Below are 19,046 nucleotides of genomic sequence, written 5' to 3' on the forward strand. Positions count from 1 at the left end.
TGCGTCTCATCATCAGGCTGTCTCTGTTTCGTTGTCGCTCTTGCGAAGCTTCCGCCATGCCGGAAGGATGAACGGCTGCCCATGATCGATCGGCACGCGCATGGTGGTCTCGCCATATTCACCCGGCGGCCCTAGTGCTACGACCTGACGGCTTTGATAGGAGAACGGCTCGTCCGGCGGTGCGACCGTGTAGCGCTCCGGCAATCGCCTCAGAACCGAGGTTCGATAAATCCAGATGTCGTTGCCCTTGAGAAGGACGATGAGCTGTCGCAGGCGCCGGCGAACCGCGATCTCCGTCGCGGGGGGAATGTCGACGAGAATATCTCGCTGCGACCAGGACAAGCCAACGAGGATATCGAAAAGCTCCTGCGCATAGGCTCCAGTTTCCTCATCGAGCGTTGTCTCGATAATGCAGGCCACGTCGTGCGAGCGGGCCGCCTCCGTATAGAGCGCGCCCTCGTCCGCTGTCGCACTGGCGATGTCATAGTCGTTGCGGGGGATGAGCCGGTCCTCATCTTCCATCAGCGCGGAAAGGACTTCCGGCGCACTTACGGTCGGCGTCATTTCCGAAAGCTCGGAGCCAAGGATAATGCGTTCACGATGAACTTGCAGCGCTTTTGCCAACCGTTCAGCCGTTGTCACTGCAATTGGCGCATTCTCATTCTCGATCATACGAAGCATGCGAATGCTGACACCGATTTCACTCGCCATTTCCTTTTGGGTCGACAGCCTTTCAAGCTGCTCCCTCAGGGCTTTCACCGCCTTCCCGTTCGGCACGACCTTCCTCATCTCAACCTCATCCCGTGTATTCGATGACTCAAAATTTACATGAGGGAGCCTGGCAGCGTGAGGCAGCCGACCGGAATCGGAGCGGCACACTGGCGGCAAACCAGCAAACTGGGCAATTCAACGTGCAGTACCCTTGACTAGGCATTTATGACCGGCCATTTATGACCGGTCAAGGAGACCTTTATCATGCTTCGTTACAATCCGGAGAAATTCGCCTCGCTCTCGGAGTCCGACATCGGTCAGCGGATTTGGTCGTTTCTTACGAAGCCCGCCACTATCGCTCGCTTGGAGACGGCCTCGGAGCTCGGAAAGCCTGCCGTCGAGGGCATCGAGGAGCAGCTTCTGGAGGAGTTTCGCGAAGATGTTCTGGTTGACCGCGTCAAGCAGATGGTCGGCCACATGGTCAGGCAGATATTGGAACAGCGCGATTGGGTTCTCGACCAAAGCGACGTGAAGGTTCAGTCGGTGCCCTTCAGCAAGGCGGCACGTTACAGGCGGCCCGATTGGATCACCTTCCATGCCTTCCGCAATACCAAAGACCCGCGCGACGTCGTCATCACCGACCGTCGGCAGAACGCGCCTCTGCCGAAAGACGCTCGCTGGACCTTCTACGCAACCTTTGCCAGCCCCTTGAAGGCGGCGGTTGCGTTCGGCGTCAATGACACCCCCAAACTTCGCCGACAAGTGCAGACCCACGGTTTTCACCGTGTCCACATCCCGCGAATGCTGCGACGCGCCTAATCCAGGAGAAATTGAAGGCATGATGCAGTTCAACGACAGGTGCGACAGAGCGGATACCCATCGCCGAACGCGAGCGGCCATCGCACGCTTTTATTGAGCCATAACGAGACCGCCAGATATGGAAACGTTCAACCTTGATCCCCGTCAACTTGCCCGGATCGAAGCCGTTCATCGCGGGTTCCTCTATCAGCACCTCTATGCCGCCGCGTGTCTGTTTGATGCTGCCCGGGCCGGTGTGACCCATGTCATCGTCGAGAATGATGAAGACGTCGAACTCGTCCAGCCTGACAGACGAATCTACCTACAAGTCAAAACTCGGGCATCTAACCTTATTCTAAGCGACATTGATGGCGCACTCTCAAGGTTCGCGGCTATTAGACAGGAGCACGAGGAAGGTCGACGGAGCGGTTCATGCCAGTTCGTCATAGTATCGAATAGTGCGCCTGGGCCGGAATTTGCCAAGCTTATCACAGGTAAAGAATGGCCGTCCGACACCAGGCTCCATTGGCCGCAATCACCGGCGGTAGACGAAGCCCTTCCCTTGCCGTGGAGGACCATCGCGGATGGTTTCGAGGCGTGCCGAGCGGCTGCCGAAACGCTTCCTTTTTCCGTATTGGCTCCAGAAACCCTCGTCTGGAAAATCGCTGGCCGGATGATGGCAGCAGCGGGTGGGATTGAGCCAAGCTCCAATCACACGTTCACGGTTGAGGAATTACCGGCACTCTTCGAGCAGCTTGTTGTCCAACTCCAAGATTTTCCTGCTCCGCCGCTTCGATATCGTCCGCAGGAACATGAACCAAATCTGGCAAATGGCCAACGCGTGCGGCTCGTCGTCGGCCTCTCCGGTGCAGGAAAGACGTCCTGGGTTTCTCAGACAGCTCTGCATACTTCTGACCGTCTGGCATATTACGATATTGCCGAGATATCCGGCCCTGCGCTGGCCAATGCCGTCGCACGCGAACTTGCAGCTCGCATCTTCGGATCGCGTGGCGGCAAGCTAGGCGAGATCTTGTTACCGGGCGCAAGCGGCACCGAAATCCTGTTTGCGATCGGTCGCCACCTAGCCGAGGACAAACTCACCGCGACTGTGGTGTTGGATAACGCGCATCGCATTGCAGCCGCGGATTTGGTTTCGCTGGTCGGGGCCTCCGATCAGCTGCAGTTTGTGCTTCTCGCCCAGCCCAGCGCAACGATCGCCCGAATCGAGGCAACGCTTGGCGTGAAGGCGGAGTTGCTTCTCGGCTGGTCCAATGAGACGGCCGCGGCCGAGGGAGCGTCGCTCGGATGCCGTGGGGATTTCTCAGACTATGAGCGCTTGTTGAAAATCACTGGCGGGCTGCCGCTCTACGTCCAGAATGCGCTGAAAATTGCGGCTGAAAGCTACGAGGGGGTGGTCACCCGAGTCTGCGCGGCGCTTGAGGACCGCACCCATATTGTCGAGACTGCGCAAGAACTTATTCTGTCAGATGTCTTCGACAGATTTAACGACCCTGAGCGCCGCGCTGTCGCGGCGCTCAGTCTCAGCGACGTCCCACTGACTCAATCCGAAGCCAGTGTCGTATTGAAGCGCGCCTTCGACCTCGAGCCGGAGATCGCGGCCACGGCATTCAGGCGATTGCGAACAAGCGGTACAATCCAGATTTTCGGTGTCGATCGTTTCAAGATTCACGATGCGATGAGACCGCTCGGCCGCACCTACCTGAGTGACGCCGGGGGTGAGCATCTGCAAAATGCACGCGAGGCCATTCGCGACCTCCTTATAAAGGCACTACCCAACGATCACGACCGTCAAAGAGTTTTTCTTCTCCTGAGGATGTTTGTCGCTCTTGGGAACGTGAAGCCTCTCGTTGAGATGGCCACCGACGAGATATTTCACGAACTAGTCATCTGGAACGGAAGTTCGTGACATTAGTTGATCGCTCGGATCTCTAGAGAGGAGAGCGCTCGTGGCGAATGCAGGTGTGAAAGGCCGGCCGATCGCGCCGTTGGTGCTGAGTTCGCAGGAGCGGGCGTACTTGGAGAGGCAAGTTCGTCGTCATCGTGTAGCCCGATCGCTATCTGAGCGATGCCGCGCGATCCTGCGGTGTGCAGATGGTCTGCCAAGCAAGTCTGTGGCTGCCGAACTTGGCATCCATGAACACACCGTCGGCAAGTGGCGCCGCCGATTCTTGAAGGATCGTTGTGATGGCCTGCTTGACGAAGCCCGCCCGGGCCGCCCTCGAACCATCGACGATGATCAGGTTGCCGAGGTAATCGAGCGGACATTGCGTACGACGCCGCCCGACGCAACGCACTGGTCGATCCGCTCGATGGCTGCGGATACTGGCTTTTCTCACACCACGATCCGCCGAATGTGGACGGCGTTCGGCTTGCAGCCGCACCGCAGCCAGACATTTAAACTATCGAGCGATCCGCTATTCGTCGATAAGGTGCGCGATATTGTCGGGCTTTATCTGTCGCCGCCTAACCGAGCCGTTGTCCTCAGTGTCGATGAGAAAAGCCAGATCCAGGCACTCGATCGCGAGCAGCCGGTCTTGCCGATGATGCCTGGGGTGCCGGAACGTCGCACGCATAGCTATGTGCGGCATGGTACGACCACGCTGTTTGCCGCGCTCGATGTCGCTTCCGGCTTCGTCATTGGCAAATGCTACAAGCGCCATCGGGCGCTCGAGTTCTTGAAGTTTCTCAAAGAGATCGACGCTCAAATCCCTGAGGGGCTCGCTGTCCATATCGTCATGGACAACTACGCTACCCACAAGACCCCCAAGATTAAAGCGTGGCTCGCTCGCCGGCCGCACTATCATGTCCACTTCACGCCGACTTCCGCGTCGTGGATCAATCAGATCGAGCGCTGGTTCGCTGAACTCACCAGAAAGCAGATCCGGCGAGGTGTTCACACCTCCGTCAGGCAGCTCGAAGCCGACATCCGTACCTTCATCGAATTGCACAACAACAACCCGAAGCCCTTCAAATGGACCAAGTCCGCAGACCAGATCTTGGCTTCCGTCAAACGCTTTTGCCACAAAGCCCAGCAGACTTTATGTGGCGAACTTTAGATTCATGTGACTAGGGCGCGGACTCATAACGAGCGGCGAGCCATAGCCGGATAGATGCAAGTTGGATGAAGGCAAGGTAGTTTCCAGCAAGCCTGTCGTAGCGCGTCGCCACCCGACGGCATTGTTTGATCCTGTTGAAGAACCGCTCGACGCGGTTGCGGGCGCGGTAGAGATACGGGCTGAAGCAGATCGGATCGGTCCGATTGCTTTTCGGCGGGATATTGGCCCATGCGCCCTTTTTCATGGCAAGCTCCCTGATCCAGTCAGCGTCGTAGCCGCGGTCGGCGAGCAGCATTGATCCGGATCTCAAACGAGAGAGCAGTTTACCGGCAAGTCGAACGTCGTGCGCCTCGCCAGGACTCAACGCAAGTTGTACCGGTAGACCATTGCTGTCGACCACCGCGTGGATTTTGCTCGTCAGACCGCCGCGTGACCTTCCCATCGATTGACGCCAGTTTCTTGTGATGCAGGCCCCATGTTGATGTACGCGAACAATGGAAGTGTCGATCATCTGCACGGCAGCATCATGGGCGCCGGCCAGTGCGCTCATGAGCTTGGCCCACACGCCGGCCCGTCGCCAGCGAACGAATCGATTGTAGCAAGTGGTGTACGGACCGAAGTTTTCTGGCAGGTCGCGCCATGGCGCTCCGGATCGCAAGACCCAGAAGATGCCGTTGAGGACACGACGGTCATTCACCCGCGGCACGCCGCGCGACTTATTCGGCAACATCGGCTTAATGACGGACCACTCATAGTCCGTGAGTTCGTAGCGCATGATTCGGCCCCTTCCGTTGTGTGGCTTGAATCATGGCTCGGCTGTCGGGCTCAACTGGTCGCTATGCACTCGAAAGCCGACCGATTATGCTCACCTTGAGTTTTGTCGTTCCTGACCCAATGTATGGTCCGGCCGTGCGTAGCAAGAGGTTCGTCGATCAGGTGGTGAGTGGTCTTGCATCAATGTATCCGGCCTTTGATTGGAGCATTCTCTCCGGGCCATCATGGATATCAGCGCGCGTGCGTTCTCATTAGCGGACAGGCCTCGATTGGGCCATTTGGGTCACCAGTGTTCGCATGCGCCGGGAAGACCGAACCTCCATCTCGTCTCATCCTCTCGCAGACCTTGGCTGGAACCTGTTGATGGGGTTACGTCATCGCTTGCTCCTCCTACCTCGCAGTTCCTGTGTTCGAGCCGGGGGCCGTTCCTTCGTCCCGGCCCGCAGGACGTGCGTCGCGTCGCGCGCACGGGCGGTCAAGGCCGGCCGTTGCGCTTTGCTTGCGGCTGGCTCCGGCGTTGCCAGGCCGCGCCTTGACCGCCCCGAGCACGGCGCGACGATCAAGCGGATTGGACGTCTGCATCGTTGGTCCTTGTCAGCTCGAAGGCGCGTCCTTTAGCCAGCACCGCCCAGGCGATGCGGGCAAGCTTGTTGGCGAGTGCGATCGCTAGCACGTTGTGGTGCAATCGCTTCTTGGCGGCTTCGATCCAGGATCTGAGTCCGTAACGTTCCCAGTTCTTGATCCTGACCAGCACCACCCATGCCGCCTGCACGAACAGAACGCGCAGGTAGCGATTGCCGCGCCTTGAGATTTTGCCGAGGATCGTGCGGTCTCCCGTCGAGATCTGCTTGGGCACCAGTCCGAGCCAGGCGCCGAAGTCACGGCCTTTGGAGAAGACGTCTCCAGTGCCGATCGCGGCTACCATGGCGCTCGAAATGATCGGCCCGATGCCAGGCACCGTCATCAGGCGCGAACATGCCTGATCTTGACGGGCCAGTGCTTCGATCTCGCCGGAGAGGCTATCGATGCGCTGATCCAGCCGGCGCCAGTCGCCTGCCAACTCCTCGATGACACGCAACATGCGTGGCGACAGGGCATCGGTGCGCGTGGCAAGGATGGTGGGCAGTTCTGTGCGCAGGAAGCCGATACCCTGGCGCACCGCGATCCCGCGTTCCAGCATGAAGGCGCGAATCTGGTTGATGATGCCGGTGCGTTGCGACACCAGCCGCTCGCGCACCCGATGCAGCGCCTGCAGATCCAGTTGCTCCGCGGTCTTGGTCGCCACGAACTTCATCGTCGGGCGTTGCACGGCTTCGGCAATCGCTTCGGCATCATTGAAGTCGTTCTTCGGTCCTTTGCTATAAGGGCGGACATATTTGGCCGGCATCAACCTGGCATCGTGACCTAGCGATGCGAGTTTGCGGCTCAAATGATGTGCGCCGACGCAGGCTTCCATGCCGATCAGGCAAGGCTGCATATTGGCGAGCCGCGCCTCCACCTGGCCACGCGACCACTTTTGCCGCAGCACGATGGCGCCGCGCGTATCGTGGCCCACGACGTGGAACGAGTTTTTGCCGATATCGATGCCGATCACGGCGATCGCAGTACTGGGTGTCTGGGACATGGCGTGCTCCTTGTCTTGGCGCCCCTGGCCAGCTTATCGCTGGCGGGGCAGGAGCACGGCCGGACCATCCCATTAGCAGATCTGAGGCGTTGCGCCGAGCCCCGCGAAGTAGCCAACGTGGTGATCTTTCTCGATAGGACGGCGCCAGCGCGATGGCTGGGCCGTCCTGACGGCTGATGCGGGGACCATCAATCGGCTAACCGGCGGTATCGAAGACAGCTGCCGGTCCTTCATGATGAAGGTCCGTCAAACGTGTGCTACGCAGTGGTTTGCACAGAAGAGCGACGCAAGCCGGTGCTCCATAGCCAAACGGCCGAAACCATAAAGTAGAAGGCACCGAACGCGGCGTAGCCGGCAACGTCACTAATCCCGACATTGGTAACAACCCCCGCCCGGTAGACGAAGAAGCACCCCGCCAGCGCCGACTGTGCGCCGCTGAGGATCATCGCCCATTGTGCGCCGGCCGATCCCCAGCGGCCCACGCCGGTCGCAAGCTGAAGAAGCCCCGCGACGACCGCCCATGCCCCGAAGATCAAAAGCACGGCATTCATGCTCCGCGTCAGCGCGATGGTGACCGCTATTGCAGTAATAATGCTAATGATGACATTGACCATCTGGCTCTTGCTCGAAGCAAGCCCACTGCTGCGTTGCGCGTCGAGATAGTTGGCGAGGGCATCCCACAAGGGATAGGCAACCAGCAGGATGGCCGCGAGATGGGAACGGTCTCTGGCGATCGTCAAGGCCGCAACCGCCCATAGAGCCGCGACGGCAGAGCGAATGAAATAGTAGCGCTTGAGCCAGGCATTGGCTTTCGGAGAAGGACGTGTAGTGCTGAGCGTCATGTGGTCTCTTCCTGGATGGCAGTTACCCGTCCGCCTGGTCATTATGTTTTCACGCCACGGCGTAGCAGAGGGGAAGCATCATGATTGTCGTTTCGCCTCCTTTGCGAGGCGGCGTCGGACAGGATGTAACCAACTACGAGGCGATGCCGGGAGCCGTTACTGAGGCCGAACGAAAATTTTGGACGGTCCTCACAGCCTGAGCAACGCAGGCCTGCATATAAATCGACTATTGCAATTAGGAACCGTTTGGTTTATATTGCCCGTATGATGACCATCAATACCAAACTTCCTGTGGGACGCCCCCGTGAATTCGATCTCGACGAGGCGGTGAGGCGAGCGATGCAAATCTTTTGGGATCGTGGGTTTCACGACGCATCGTTGCCTGATCTGCTTGCCGGAATGCAGCTTTCGAAGGGCAGCTTCTACAAGGCTTTCGGTGACAAGAAATCTGTCTTCCTGCGCGCCCTCGAGTTCTACACCGACGATGGCGTACGAAACGTCCAGGAGGTTCTGCGATCAGCCCCTCGCCGAAGGCGGCAATCCGCAACGCGTTGGTGCGGTATGCGGATTTGTCGTCTGGGAAAAAAGGGGTGCGCGGTTGTTTCGGTGTGTTGACGGCTGCCGAGATGTTGCCGGGAGATCCCGACATCGCAGAGGTGATCAAGCGTCTTTTCTCCAGGCTTCAAGCCCTGTTCGCTGCAACGATCGCGAAAGGACAGGCCGCCGGCGAAATCGCCAATAGGTCCGATCCTGAAGTCATCGCGCACTTTATCGTCTCACATGCACAAGGCATGCGGGTGCTTGGTAAAGTTGGATCACGCCGCGACGAGATGCTGAAAGATGCCGATCTCCTGATGGAGATGCTTTTTTAAAAGCAAAATTAGGAACCAATTGGTTCCTATTGCAGTTGTGCCGATGGCACGCTTGGCTTTCCTGGGAGCTTCAATGTTCGGATATCAGCAACAGAGTCACCGATTGGACTGCGGCGAAGGTTACGGTTCGATATGAGGAACTCAGATGCCAGGCGCTCTATGCGGTTCTCGGTATTCGGTGCAATGGCGATCGTTCTCTCGGGTTGTGCCAGTCGCAGCGGCCTCGTCGAGGCCGATATCATCAGCACGCCGAGTGAGTACGCGCAACTCGTCGACGGAGTTTACACCTTACCAGCCGTCGACATATCCGGCGTCGATCCGGCGATGTTGCGCCAGCGCGTGGACTATACGACGAATGAGCCTGTCGGGACGATTGTCATCGATACGGCTGCTCATCAGCTCTATCTTGTCGAGGGCGACGGAAAGGCCATGCGCTACGGCATTGGCGTTGGCAAGGATGGTCTCGCTTTCGCAGGCACCGCGACCATTAGGCGAAAGGCGGAATGGCCGCATTGGACTCCGACCAAGAACATGATGAATCGGGAGCCTGCGCGCTATGGCCATCTCGCCAGCGGAATGGCCGGCGGGCTTGGCAATCCCCTTGGACCACGCGCGCTGTACCTCTTTCAGGGCGAACGGGACACGATGTTCCGCATTCATGGGACGACCGAGCCGGAGACGATCGGTCGCGCCGTTTCGAGCGGATGCATTCGACTCATCAACCAAGACATCATCGATCTCTATAGCCGGGTCAAGATCGGCAGCCGCGTCGTCGTCATCCAGGGCGGCCGAGCGGTGAGTTCTTGAGCATGGCCTCTGATCGCAGAGAGTCGGTCGGCCTTGGCCGATATCACGGGTCGCAATAGCGGCGAACGATTTGCATCGTCTGATAACAACTCGGAGAAGAAAGCATGAAGACTTGGCTCATCACAGGCTGCTCAAGCGGCTTCGGCCAGCGGCTCGCGCTCGCGGCGGCGGAGCGCGGCGATCAGGTCGTCGCGACGGCCCGCAGTGTCAAGACGATCGAGGATATGGCCGAGCCTTTCGACGGCCGCATGATCACCGTGCCACTGGACGTGACCGATGCGGCGGCAGCCAAGGCCGCGGTCGCAAAAGCGGTCGAGACCTTCGGCGGGTTCGACGTGCTCGTCAACAATGCCGGATACGGACTGCATGGCGCGATTGAGGAGGGGACGTCTGACGAATACCGGCCGATGTTCGAGGTAAACCTCTTCGGTTTGATCGAAGCCACCAGAGCCGCCCTGCCCGTCATGCGGCGCTCGGGCGGAGCGATCGTCAATATGTCGTCCGTCGCCGGCATCTCGGGCGGCGGAGGCGGCGGTTACTACAACGCCGCCAAGTTCGCCGTGGAAGGGATTTCCGAAGCGCTCGCCAGCGAGTTGAAGCCGTTCGGCATCCGAGTGCTGATCGTGGAGCCTGGGCCGTTTCGCACCGATTTCCTCGGCCGTTCGATCACAGTCGCCGCCAACGAGATGCCGGAATATGCCGGGACCTCGCGCAGGCACTATCGCGAAACCAATAACGGCAATCAGGCGGGCGACCCCGACAAGGCGATCGCAGTGATCCTGCGCGCCGTCGACGACGACGACGCCCCGCTTCACCTGCCGCTCGGCCCGGTCGCGCATGCTGCCGCCGAGCGAAAGCTGGCTGCCTTCCGCAGCGATATCGACGCCTGGCACGACATCACGATCGCTACCGATTTCGACCCGCCCGGAACGCGGGTCGCGAGCTCCGATCGAACGTCAACATCGACGGGACAGCGACCATGATCGCGACTCTGAAGGGTTTTGCCCAACAGCTGGTGCCGGTGAACGGCATCAAGATCAACGCCGTCACGGGCGGCTCAGGCCCGTCGATTCTTCTGCTGCATGGCTGGCCGGAAACATGGTGGGAATGGCACCATGTGATGCCGCAACTGGCCGCGCATTTCAGCGTGGTCGCGATCGATCTGCGCGGCGCCGGCTTTTCCGACTGTCCGCTCGGCGGCTACGACAAGGCGACAATGGCGCGCGACGCGCACGAAGTGATGGCTGCCCTTGGCCATCAACGCTACGCAGTGTGCGGCCATGATATCGGCGGAATGGTGGCCTTGCCGCTGGCTGCTGTCTATCGAGAGGCCGTAACCCACCTGGCCGTTCTGGACGTTCCGCTTCCCGGCTGGAGCGGATGGGAGGCGACGATCGCAACGCTCTGGCACTTTGGTTTCCACATGAGCCGGGATCTCCCCGAGCGCCTGATCCATGGCCGTGAATACGACTATGTTTCGAGCTTCATGGCCGAGCGGTTCTACGATCACAGCAGCTTCGATCCGGCGGATGTCGAGATCTACGCCAAAGCAATGGCGCTCCCCGGCCGCACCCGCGGCGGCATGGAATGGTATCGCACCCTCGCCGCCGACCACGCAGCGGCGCTTGAGTACAAGAAGCAACCGCTCGAGATCCCGGTGCTGGCTCTCGGCGGGGATCATCGCTTTGGTCCGCATATGGTGCCGATGGTCGAGGAATTCGCCAGCAACGTAACGGGCGGCTCGATCGCCCGCTGTAGCCACTATGTCGCGGACGAGCGGCCGGATGCAGTCGCAGCCGCTCTGATCGAGTTCATCGGAGCCCATTGAAACTCGGCGCCCGTGTCGTTGTGGGCCGGAGAAATCGCGACACTGCGGCAACAGAGCCCCGCACTCATCACGATCGATCAATTCAATCAGAAAGGACAACCCGTCATGACCACACCTATCATCCGCGGCGTCAACCATATCGGCATCACGGTGCCCGACATAGAAGCCGCGAAATCGTTCCTGGTGCAAGCTTTCGGCGGCCAGGTGATCTATCAGTCCTTCGGGCCGCAGGATCCGCCGCGGCAAGGCCCCGAATTCGAGCGGGCCGTCGGAGCGTTCCCGGGAACGGTCGTGCGTGGACAGGCGATGGTCAAGATCGGCACCGGACCCGACATCGAGCTGTTCGAAATGCACGGCCCCCAACAAGCCCAGCCGATCCGAGCGAGCGACTTCGGCATCACGCATTTCGGTGTCTACACCGACGACATCGACGCCTCGGTCACGCGCTTCGAAAAGGCCGGAGGCACACGCCTCACCGCGCCGCGCGCGATTCCTTACGCAACCGAGAAAGGTCTTGGAAACAAGGTCTGTTACTGCCGAATGCCATGGGGCACCACGATGGAATTCATCACCACGCCAGATCGCATGCCTTACCACGACCAGACGGCCTTGCGGAGGTGGCAAGACGAGGATTGAGATGAGCGGGACGGCGCCGGCTCGCGCCGTCGACATGCAGGTTGCACGGCACCGGCTGGGCGCTCGGTCCTCCGCGCGTCTTTTCGAAACAGAGTCCAAGCCGCCGTCTCATCCTCGATATGTGCCCGAATCGGCGGGGCAGCGCGATGCCGGACGATTCACACGGTTCGCGTAAACCGGGCAAGGGCCGTCCGGCGGCCGACATACATATCGATCGCAATCATAAACAGCGGACGCGCGCTGAATGCGAAGGTTCTGTAGAAAGTCGTCTGATGGCAAATGCAACAATGGTCGTGACCTGCAGCGGCGGCACATACTTCGATCGCGACTATTATGTCGACGTGCATCTACCGTTGGCGCTCGCATGCTGGCAGAAGCATGGCCTCGAAAGCGCCGCCGCCTTCTTCCCTCGAGACGTCAATTCGGTAGATGTTTCCGTCGGGTTTTATCGGTTTCGCGATGAGGCTTCGCTTCACGCTGCGCTTGCATCCGCCGACACCGACGCAATTATGGACGATGTCCCCCGATTTACTGACGCCAACGTTACCCGAATGATCGGAGCCCCGCTCTGACGGGCGGATGTCGCGATGCATCCCGTTAACTCGTCAATTCCGACTGGCAGGATCATACGCCTTACCAGTGGACGAAATTCCTGACATTGACGCCGGTCGCGGCCAAGCGTCGACCCATCTCGGAAGTCCGACAATGTCCGCTTTCGCGCCGTTGTTGGGGGACAAGCGGACATAGGTGCGCCTACTCTCAGCGGCAGAGTTTATGAGTACGCACCCTAGTTTACAAATGATCGTTTTACGTTCTTGCGGCGCCCATGGTTGTCTTTGGGCACGAGAGGGCGATCGGCGGACAGTCGAAGCGGATCTCGTAGTGCGGTGGCCAGAAAGCGACATCGCAAATACATAGGAAGAATCCGGACATGAACAAAACCCAGATACATTCCTTCGTGCTTCCCGATGCAGCAAAAGCATTTTTGCAGAAGGAACTAGCTCCCATCAAATATCCTGCCACCGCCTACGGATCTTATCTTGCGCAGATCTCCGCAGTGCGGTCGAAGATCGCCGTTGCGTTGACCGATATCCTGCCGTTTCTCTCGGAGCAGGTTCCTCCGTCAGCTCGCCCCGCGGCTATCGAGATTACGAATCTGCCGGTCGATGCGAACATCGACCGCCCTCCGTCCAATGGCGCGAAGCTAAAGCATATCCCAAAGGCGTCGTACTTGTCTGAGAATCTACTCGTTCTCTTCGCCGGGCTGTTCGGCACTCCCTTCTCGATGTCGTTCGAAAGCGAGAGCCTAGTGAACAACGTCATTCCCTTGCCGTCCGCCAAGTCGGACTTTAGCGCCCTCAGCTCTTCGTCGGATCTGAGCTTCCACATCGAGAACGCGGCCTTGAGATTTCATGACAATGGCCGCGACTGTGCGCCAATGGCGCTGTTCTTCACTGGAGTTGTAAGGCGCGGCTGCCTTGCCCTTGCCGATGCACTCCACCTCCGGGGCGTGGAAAGAATAATGCTTCCAGCCACGCTGACGCTGCTGTTGCGAGCGGATCTGCGAAGCGCGGCTGAGCGGGAGGACGAAGGCGTTCTCGAGCACAGCTCGACCTTCGATCTTGCGGCCGATATCGCGGATGATCGTACGCCTCCGACGGGGATCTCGTCGTATGCGTACGGATGATCCGGCCCAGCCGGCTGTGCAGGATGCGCAACTGCCGCTGATGCCGCCTGAATTGCTTGGCATGGGCGTAGCGTCCCGCCATCATTGCCGCGGTCTTGGCGACGCGAAGATAGGACTGCCGCAGCTTGACCCCGTGCTTCCTCGCCATGCGGTTGAGCCCCTTGATGGCCGCGTGCAGCAGCTTAGCATCGGTCGGAAAGGTGATCGCCTTCGGCTGCACGGTGGTATCGACCGTGACACGCTTGAGGTCCTGGCTGCGTAACGCGCCGGCTTCGTGCGCCACCCGCAGGCTCTCGGCCAACAGCAGCTCCAGCTTGTCGCCGAGCCGCTTGCGCCAGTGGCTCAGGTCCGAGCGCTCGTGCGGAAATGAATGCTGGAAGAACTCTTCGCCGGTGAAGTACTGGAAATACGGGTCGTGGACCCAGCGCTCGCACACCCCTTCGTCGGACAGGCCGTAAATCTGCTTGAGCAGCAGCAGCCCAATCACGAAGCGGGTCGCGATGCCTGGCCGGCCGTTCTCGCTGTAGAGCGGGGCGATCTCCCCATCGATCCAGTCCCAGTCGACCCTGCCGGCGAGCTGAACCAGCTCGTGCTTCATATTGATGATCTGGTCCAGCCTGGCCCGGAACAGATCGCCCGATCCCGTCGCCTTCTGCTTCTTCGGCCGCATCACCCCCTCCGATGCGACCACGGAATCATGACTGGCGATTCGACGGAATCTTGAAAATGAAATTGGAAGGTTCCGATCCCTGAAGCATCAAAACCCTGCAATCGCAAAAAAGCCGGTCTGTCAGATTACGATTCCACATCAGTCGCTTGGTCGCTCTTAACGGACGACTGCCTACTTCATGTTCACGCCGATGATGCGGTTGCTTTCAGCGATTATCCTGCGGAAGGGCTGAACCGCCATTTTGCAAAGCATTCACGTTATCGTACCCCGTCGTCGTGACGGCCGCTAAGCACATCGCTGTCCTGGGCCTGGTCGCCGATCTCCGCAGAACCGCTTCCAGAATCCGGCGCGTCGCAGTAGGCTTGCGACCGGTCGTCTATCGATAGCGCGCTCCTCCAGAAAGTGATTGCGGATGCGTTCCCGTTGCTCATCCGTCAGCCAAATCATTCTTTTTAGCGTCCTCGTCGTCGAAGGTTTCGGTCGCGCGACTAAGCCGAGATTAGGAATATATCCGTAACGAAGATTAGCCAGTACGCTACTTACAAGCCACGAACTTCTATAAACGCTTGGTCCATTGCTAGCATGACTTTGTCGAAGGCCGAATGTCCCTTGAGGTCACTTCGCATGGAACGACGCCGCCCGACAGCCTCAGCTTGCCGCTTACACTATTTCTTCTTCCTGCGACGTGGACGCGCCGGCTTGCGACCTCCAGGCAGGGTCTTGGGAGTCGTCGCACTTTTAGACGGCCGAATAAACAACTCGGACAAATGAACGTCCAGCGTCTCGGCGATGCGTTCGAGAAGATCAATTGTCGGGTTCTTCGATTGCCGCTCAAGAGCCCCCATATACGAGCGGTCAACCCCCGCTTCGTAAGCCAATTTCTCTTGCGAAATACCTCGCTCTACGCGGATTCGACGCACATTCCAGGCCACAATCGCACGAGTTTTCATGCGTAAAACATGTCATGAAGCCGGGGCTTCAAACCACTGGCTATAGTCCCGCTATTAATTTCTTCGCGAAAGCCGCCTGCAGCGCACACTCGCCTAAGCTTCCTCCGACCACGGCTTCGTATTCGGCAAGAGTGCGTATATAGCGCGACAATCAGGATGAGAGTCTCACCCTGATCGCCGCCGCGCATGCGTAACAACGACGGCGGTGGGGACGCCGCCAGCTCCGCCGCGATCTCAGCCGGGCGGACCGCGCCATTGCGACTAACAACTCCATCGAGATGAGCGGAGTCGACGACCCGCAGCCGGCGCCCATCCGATTGCAGTGTGGACGGCAACCTGGTGCAATCCATGGCGGATCCGCACTTCCCCGGCCACGATCGTCACCGCCATGCGCTCGCCAATAAGGCGCCATGGCACGGAGTAGCTGTTCGCGTCGATCTCGACGGCGCAATCATTGCCGACGACGTGGGTCAGTTCACGCAAGGGTCCGAACGACGGCTGTCCGCCGAGCGGTTTCAACCGATGTATCTCATCACGCGCAAAGCGGATGATCGGGGCGCCTCGCCGGTCGCGCCCTGGATGCGAACGTTCGCAACATCACGCTCCCATCTGTCGAGATGCGCCTCGAATGCTTCCCAACTTGGGAAGGAATGACCGGCGATCGCGTTCTTCTTCACGTAGCCGACGCCATTCTCCGTCTCGCCCTTCGTGCGCGCCCGATACGTCTGCAAACAATCTCGGCGTCGACCGCCCGATGGCGCGCAGGCTCGATCAACCATCTGAGCGTGTCTCGCTCACCGGCCTCGAGGACGGCCAGCCGCTCACCTGCCGCATCAGATTCGTTCTCCACGGCTGAGAGCCCACGGCTGAGGCTCGAGGCATCGAGCTTCAGGAGACCGGCGAGCAACAGGCCGAGCGCACGCCAATCGTCGAGGAACGACATGATAATCGGTGCACCTGCGGATTTCGCAAAGACGACGAGCGGCGCTTTGTCCGCCTCCGACAATCGGACGCACCACTCAAAGCTGCCAAGCCGGAAGTCGGGCGCTGTGGCAGACGCCGTGAAGACCGAAGAACTGTCGAGACGGCCATAGACCAGTCCCTGGTTGTGGACGGCTTCAAGCGCCTTCGCCAGACGCTCGGCGTTGCGCCAGAGAACGATGCGCGAGCGCGGGACATCAAGATTGTTCAGCCAGTGATCGGGGCGCGCATGCTTGACCATGGTATCGAGTGGCGCGAGATCTCGCGGCATGGCCAGAAAGAAGGCATCCGACGCCTCGCCGTACCGCAGCAGTTCGACGATGACCTTGTCGGCGCCTGGATAGGCGAGCACACGCTGTGCCTGGCGCATTTCATGCTGCCAAATTTCACGAAGATCATCGTCGACCGCTGAGCCGGTCTTTTGCCAGTATTTGAGCACGACTGGCTGGTCGTCGCGCTTGTCGTGGGCCGAAATGATCGCCGATTTGAGCGGCTCACCACCGGGGGCCGAGAGGTATTGGTCCCCAAGGTCGAACTGATCCGTCAACGGCCGCAGTTTTTTCAATGTGCTCGGCATCAACTATGAGCTCAAATGGAGCATCTGCTTTGGCGCGGCGGGCGTTTGCACATGCAATGATTTTCAGTATTCGCAGCCAACTAACGATGGTATCGAAATTTGCGTCGGCAACGTCCCGAGCAGCGGGATAGCCTGATTCGGCGAGCTGAATTTAACAAGAATTGTCACCGGCATCCGCCGGTCGCAGCAGTATGTCTGAAATATCCCCTGCGAGCCCTTCCGCGTCCGCACCCGCTCTGGTAGCTACCCGCCTTGCCGGGGCCGCCGCAGGCAGCCACCCGGCACCGGTTCAGATTAAGCCAGAAATACCGCAAATTAACTTTTTATATCAACCACTTATAGCTATACTGCCTGATTCTTCGTCGCCTTGGATGAGCTTCTTTGGGGAACGGAACGTCCGAAAAATGCTGCATAGTTCGGACGGACAAATCTTGCCGACGACCGAAATTTGCATCATATTTCGGACATGCTTGATCAACCGACCACAGACCTCCGCCCGCGGCTCATTGCCCGCATCGACGCAACGCCGACAGAGGTATGGACACCCGGTGATTTCGCTGATCTCGGCAGTCGCGCGGCCGTCGACAAGACGTTGCAGCGTCTCGTTGCGGCTGGCGAGTTGCGCCGCATCGACCGCGGGCTCTACGACCGGCCGCGAAAGAGCAACCTCACAGGCAAGCCGATGGTCCCCGACTATCGCGCGGTCATCAGGGCTGTGGCGCGCCGCGACCAGGCCCGCGTCGTGGTCGACGGGATGACTGCCGCGAATGATCTCGGCCTCACCACGGCCGTGCCGGCGCGCATCGAGGTCCTGGTCGACGCTCGCCTGAAGCCGATCAAACTTGGAAAGCAGGTCATCAATTTCAAGTCGGCGGCACCTAGCCGTCTTTATTGGGCCGGACGTCCGGGCATGCGCGTCGTTCAGGCGCTCTATTGGATGCAGGATATGATGGCGGGGAAGGACGATCGACAAGCGGTAGAGAACGTCCTCAGCAAGCTGTTCGCAAACCCGCAGCATGGAAAGGAGATTCGCGACGATCTCCGTGCAGGTCTTTCAGCTATGCCGATCTGGATGCAGGACTTTCTCAGGCCCTTGCTCGAACCTGACGACGCGGCGGAGGATCACGCGTGAGTAGCGCAGCCTACAAGGAGGTCATCTCCGCCGCACCCGGCGAGAAGCTTGATCTTTTCCTGACGACGGCGAACCGGCTCGGTGCGCCGATCGGAAACGTCGAGAAGGATTTTTGGGTCTGCTGGACCCTCAATGCTCTCTATCACGAACGGCCCGCAGGAGGTCCGCGCCTTCTCTTCAAGGGCGGGACGTCGCTGTCGAAGGCATACGGGCTGATCGAAAGATTTTCCGAAGACATCGATATAACGGTGTTTCGCAACGATCTCGACGAGTCTGCTTCAGTCGAAGAACTCGAGATCGATCTTGTCGAATAAGAAACGCCGCGCTCGATTGGATGCGATCCGGGACGCTTGCCGCAGCTATATTAGCGGTCCGCTATACGCCTTCCTGACCGAACATCTCGCCGAAGCGACGAGTGGACGCGGACGCCTCGAGATCGACGCGTCGGATGCCGACGGGCAGACGCTTCTCGTCTGGTATCCCGAGGTTGAACCGCGCGACGAGGCCTATGTGCGGCCGGCAGTCCGGATCGAGTCCGGAGCGAAGTCGGCGCTTGACCCGAACCACCTGGCGAATATCCGTCCTTACATTGCCGACGACGTGGCAGGCCTCGAATTGACGGTGCCGAACGTCACGACGATCGACGCCGAGCGCACGTTCTGGGACAAAATCGTGATCGCTCACGGGCTGCGCCGCTGGTTCGAGCGCCGCGGTGAGCTGCGCCAGGAAGGCCAGCGCATTTCGCGGCACTTCTACGACCTGTATTGCCTCTTCGCCTCCGACATCGGCCGGTCGGCGGTCAAAGATGCCGAATTGGGGGCCGACTGCGTCCGTCATGCTCTCATGTTCTTCAACCGGCCTGATTACGATCTCGTCTCGGCCGTGACCGGATCGTTTGCGCTTGCGCCGACTGCGGCAATGATCGACGCGCTCGCGCGTGACTATACGAACATGACGCCAATGATCTTCGGCGAGGCTCCTCGGTTCGAGCAAATCCTCGCGTCGATGGAAAAGATCGAACGCGCGGTGAATAGGACGCGCTAGCAAACGAGCAGAATTCGACAACCGCCGATGATAGGA

General features: G+C 59.5%; 21 protein-coding genes and 1 pseudogene. 13 read left to right on the forward strand and 9 right to left on the reverse strand.

Annotation, left to right across the window (positions count from 1 at the left end; genetic code table 11):
• Positions 1-12: 12 nt before the first annotated feature.
• Positions 13-789 carry a helix-turn-helix domain-containing protein gene (locus BJ6T_RS41940; protein WP_014498595.1) on the reverse strand — a complete coding sequence of 259 codons (777 nt, stop codon included), beginning with the start codon at positions 787-789 and terminating at the stop codon, positions 13-15.
• Between the two features lie 186 nt (positions 790-975).
• Between BJ6T_RS41940 and BJ6T_RS47875 the strand changes: the two genes are divergently transcribed.
• The 3 genes from BJ6T_RS47875 to BJ6T_RS41955 all read left to right on the forward strand — a co-directional run bounded on the left by BJ6T_RS47875 (position 976) and on the right by BJ6T_RS41955 (position 4,586).
• The gene (locus BJ6T_RS47875) at positions 976-1,530 is read left to right on the forward strand and encodes a hypothetical protein (protein WP_014498596.1); all 555 of its coding nucleotides are present in this window, start codon (positions 976-978) and stop codon (positions 1,528-1,530) included.
• A 118-nt stretch (positions 1,531-1,648) separates the two neighbouring features.
• The gene (locus tag BJ6T_RS41950; RefSeq protein ID WP_014498597.1) at positions 1,649-3,436 is read left to right on the forward strand and encodes an ATP-binding protein; all 1,788 of its coding nucleotides are present in this window, start codon (positions 1,649-1,651) and stop codon (positions 3,434-3,436) included.
• Positions 3,437-3,476: 40 nt separating this feature from the next.
• Positions 3,477-4,586: an IS630-like element ISBj5 family transposase gene (locus BJ6T_RS41955; protein ID WP_011085265.1), complete on the forward strand. Its 1,110-nt coding sequence runs from the start codon at positions 3,477-3,479 to the stop codon at positions 4,584-4,586.
• A gap of 10 nt (positions 4,587-4,596) precedes the next feature.
• Here the strand turns inward: BJ6T_RS41955 and BJ6T_RS44945 are convergent, their stop codons facing one another.
• The 3 genes from BJ6T_RS44945 to BJ6T_RS41970 all read right to left on the reverse strand — a co-directional run bounded on the left by BJ6T_RS44945 (position 4,597) and on the right by BJ6T_RS41970 (position 7,826).
• A complete protein-coding gene (locus BJ6T_RS44945; protein ID WP_014498598.1) occupies positions 4,597-5,361 on the reverse strand; it encodes an IS5 family transposase in 765 nt (254 codons plus the stop codon).
• 558 nt (positions 5,362-5,919) lie between these two features.
• Positions 5,920-6,984 (reverse strand): IS110 family RNA-guided transposase, encoded by a 1,065-nt coding sequence (locus BJ6T_RS41965; protein ID WP_011088795.1) that lies wholly within the window; start codon positions 6,982-6,984, stop codon positions 5,920-5,922.
• Between the two features lie 257 nt (positions 6,985-7,241).
• On the reverse strand, positions 7,242-7,826 hold the full coding sequence (locus BJ6T_RS41970; protein WP_009734588.1) for a DUF308 domain-containing protein: 585 nt from the start codon (positions 7,824-7,826) through the stop codon (positions 7,242-7,244).
• Positions 7,827-8,165: 339 nt separating this feature from the next.
• On the opposite strand from BJ6T_RS41970, the gene BJ6T_RS49835 reads away from it, so the two are divergent.
• The 7 genes from BJ6T_RS49835 to BJ6T_RS47880 all read left to right on the forward strand — a co-directional run bounded on the left by BJ6T_RS49835 (position 8,166) and on the right by BJ6T_RS47880 (position 12,541).
• The gene (locus BJ6T_RS49835; RefSeq protein ID WP_240538011.1) at positions 8,166-8,441 is read left to right on the forward strand and encodes a TetR/AcrR family transcriptional regulator; all 276 of its coding nucleotides are present in this window, start codon (positions 8,166-8,168) and stop codon (positions 8,439-8,441) included.
• Positions 8,417-8,698 (forward strand): TetR family transcriptional regulator C-terminal domain-containing protein, encoded by a 282-nt coding sequence (locus BJ6T_RS49840; protein ID WP_014498600.1) that lies wholly within the window; start codon positions 8,417-8,419, stop codon positions 8,696-8,698. The genes BJ6T_RS49835 and BJ6T_RS49840 overlap by 25 nt, the downstream gene beginning before the upstream one ends.
• Before the next feature lie 159 nt (positions 8,699-8,857).
• Positions 8,858-9,505 (forward strand): L,D-transpeptidase, encoded by a 648-nt coding sequence (locus BJ6T_RS41980; protein WP_014498601.1) that lies wholly within the window; start codon positions 8,858-8,860, stop codon positions 9,503-9,505.
• 104 nt (positions 9,506-9,609) lie between these two features.
• Entirely contained in the window at positions 9,610-10,488 is an 879-nt protein-coding gene (locus tag BJ6T_RS41985) for an oxidoreductase (RefSeq protein ID WP_011090906.1), read from the forward strand.
• Complete coding sequence (locus tag BJ6T_RS41990) at positions 10,485-11,333, forward strand: alpha/beta fold hydrolase (RefSeq protein WP_011090907.1); 849 nt, start codon at positions 10,485-10,487, stop codon at positions 11,331-11,333. Before BJ6T_RS41985 ends, BJ6T_RS41990 begins: the two co-directional genes overlap by 4 nt.
• Positions 11,334-11,438: 105 nt before the next feature.
• Complete coding sequence (locus BJ6T_RS41995) at positions 11,439-11,969, forward strand: VOC family protein (protein WP_026192141.1); 531 nt, start codon at positions 11,439-11,441, stop codon at positions 11,967-11,969.
• Between the two features lie 146 nt (positions 11,970-12,115).
• On the forward strand, positions 12,116-12,541 hold the full coding sequence (locus BJ6T_RS47880) for a hypothetical protein (protein ID WP_223153792.1): 426 nt from the start codon (positions 12,116-12,118) through the stop codon (positions 12,539-12,541).
• 463 nt (positions 12,542-13,004) lie between these two features.
• Here the strand turns inward: BJ6T_RS47880 and BJ6T_RS42005 are convergent, their stop codons facing one another.
• From BJ6T_RS42005 to BJ6T_RS42020, 5 genes and pseudogenes are all read right to left on the reverse strand, one after another.
• Complete coding sequence (locus tag BJ6T_RS42005) at positions 13,005-13,358, reverse strand: hypothetical protein (RefSeq protein ID WP_014498603.1); 354 nt, start codon at positions 13,356-13,358, stop codon at positions 13,005-13,007.
• Positions 13,359-13,431: 73 nt separating this feature from the next.
• Positions 13,432-14,326 (reverse strand): annotated as a pseudogene (locus BJ6T_RS42010) (IS5 family transposase); the annotation flags it as partial.
• A gap of 665 nt (positions 14,327-14,991) precedes the next feature.
• Positions 14,992-15,276 carry a helix-turn-helix domain-containing protein gene (locus BJ6T_RS44955; protein ID WP_014498605.1) on the reverse strand — a complete coding sequence of 95 codons (285 nt, stop codon included), beginning with the start codon at positions 15,274-15,276 and terminating at the stop codon, positions 14,992-14,994.
• 261 nt (positions 15,277-15,537) lie between these two features.
• On the reverse strand, positions 15,538-15,795 hold the full coding sequence (locus tag BJ6T_RS49915; RefSeq protein ID WP_464115855.1) for a Mu transposase domain-containing protein: 258 nt from the start codon (positions 15,793-15,795) through the stop codon (positions 15,538-15,540).
• Positions 15,796-15,949: 154 nt separating this feature from the next.
• Positions 15,950-16,834 carry a serine/threonine-protein kinase gene (locus BJ6T_RS42020; RefSeq protein ID WP_014498607.1) on the reverse strand — a complete coding sequence of 295 codons (885 nt, stop codon included), beginning with the start codon at positions 16,832-16,834 and terminating at the stop codon, positions 15,950-15,952.
• A gap of 466 nt (positions 16,835-17,300) precedes the next feature.
• Between BJ6T_RS42020 and BJ6T_RS42025 the strand changes: the two genes are divergently transcribed.
• The 3 genes from BJ6T_RS42025 to BJ6T_RS42030 are packed head-to-tail and all read left to right on the forward strand — an operon-like array spanning position 17,301 to position 19,010.
• Positions 17,301-17,966 carry a DUF6088 family protein gene (locus BJ6T_RS42025; protein ID WP_014498608.1) on the forward strand — a complete coding sequence of 222 codons (666 nt, stop codon included), beginning with the start codon at positions 17,301-17,303 and terminating at the stop codon, positions 17,964-17,966.
• A complete protein-coding gene (locus BJ6T_RS49855; RefSeq protein ID WP_014498609.1) occupies positions 17,963-18,280 on the forward strand; it encodes a nucleotidyl transferase AbiEii/AbiGii toxin family protein in 318 nt (105 codons plus the stop codon). The genes BJ6T_RS42025 and BJ6T_RS49855 overlap by 4 nt, the downstream gene beginning before the upstream one ends.
• Positions 18,281-18,296: 16 nt before the next feature.
• The gene (locus BJ6T_RS42030; RefSeq protein WP_425332940.1) at positions 18,297-19,010 is read left to right on the forward strand and encodes a nucleotidyl transferase AbiEii/AbiGii toxin family protein; all 714 of its coding nucleotides are present in this window, start codon (positions 18,297-18,299) and stop codon (positions 19,008-19,010) included.
• Positions 19,011-19,046: the final 36 nt, after the last annotated feature.

The sequence above is a fragment of the Bradyrhizobium japonicum USDA 6 genome, from assembly GCF_000284375.1.
Taxonomy (GTDB): Bacteria; Pseudomonadota; Alphaproteobacteria; order Rhizobiales; family Xanthobacteraceae; genus Bradyrhizobium; species Bradyrhizobium japonicum.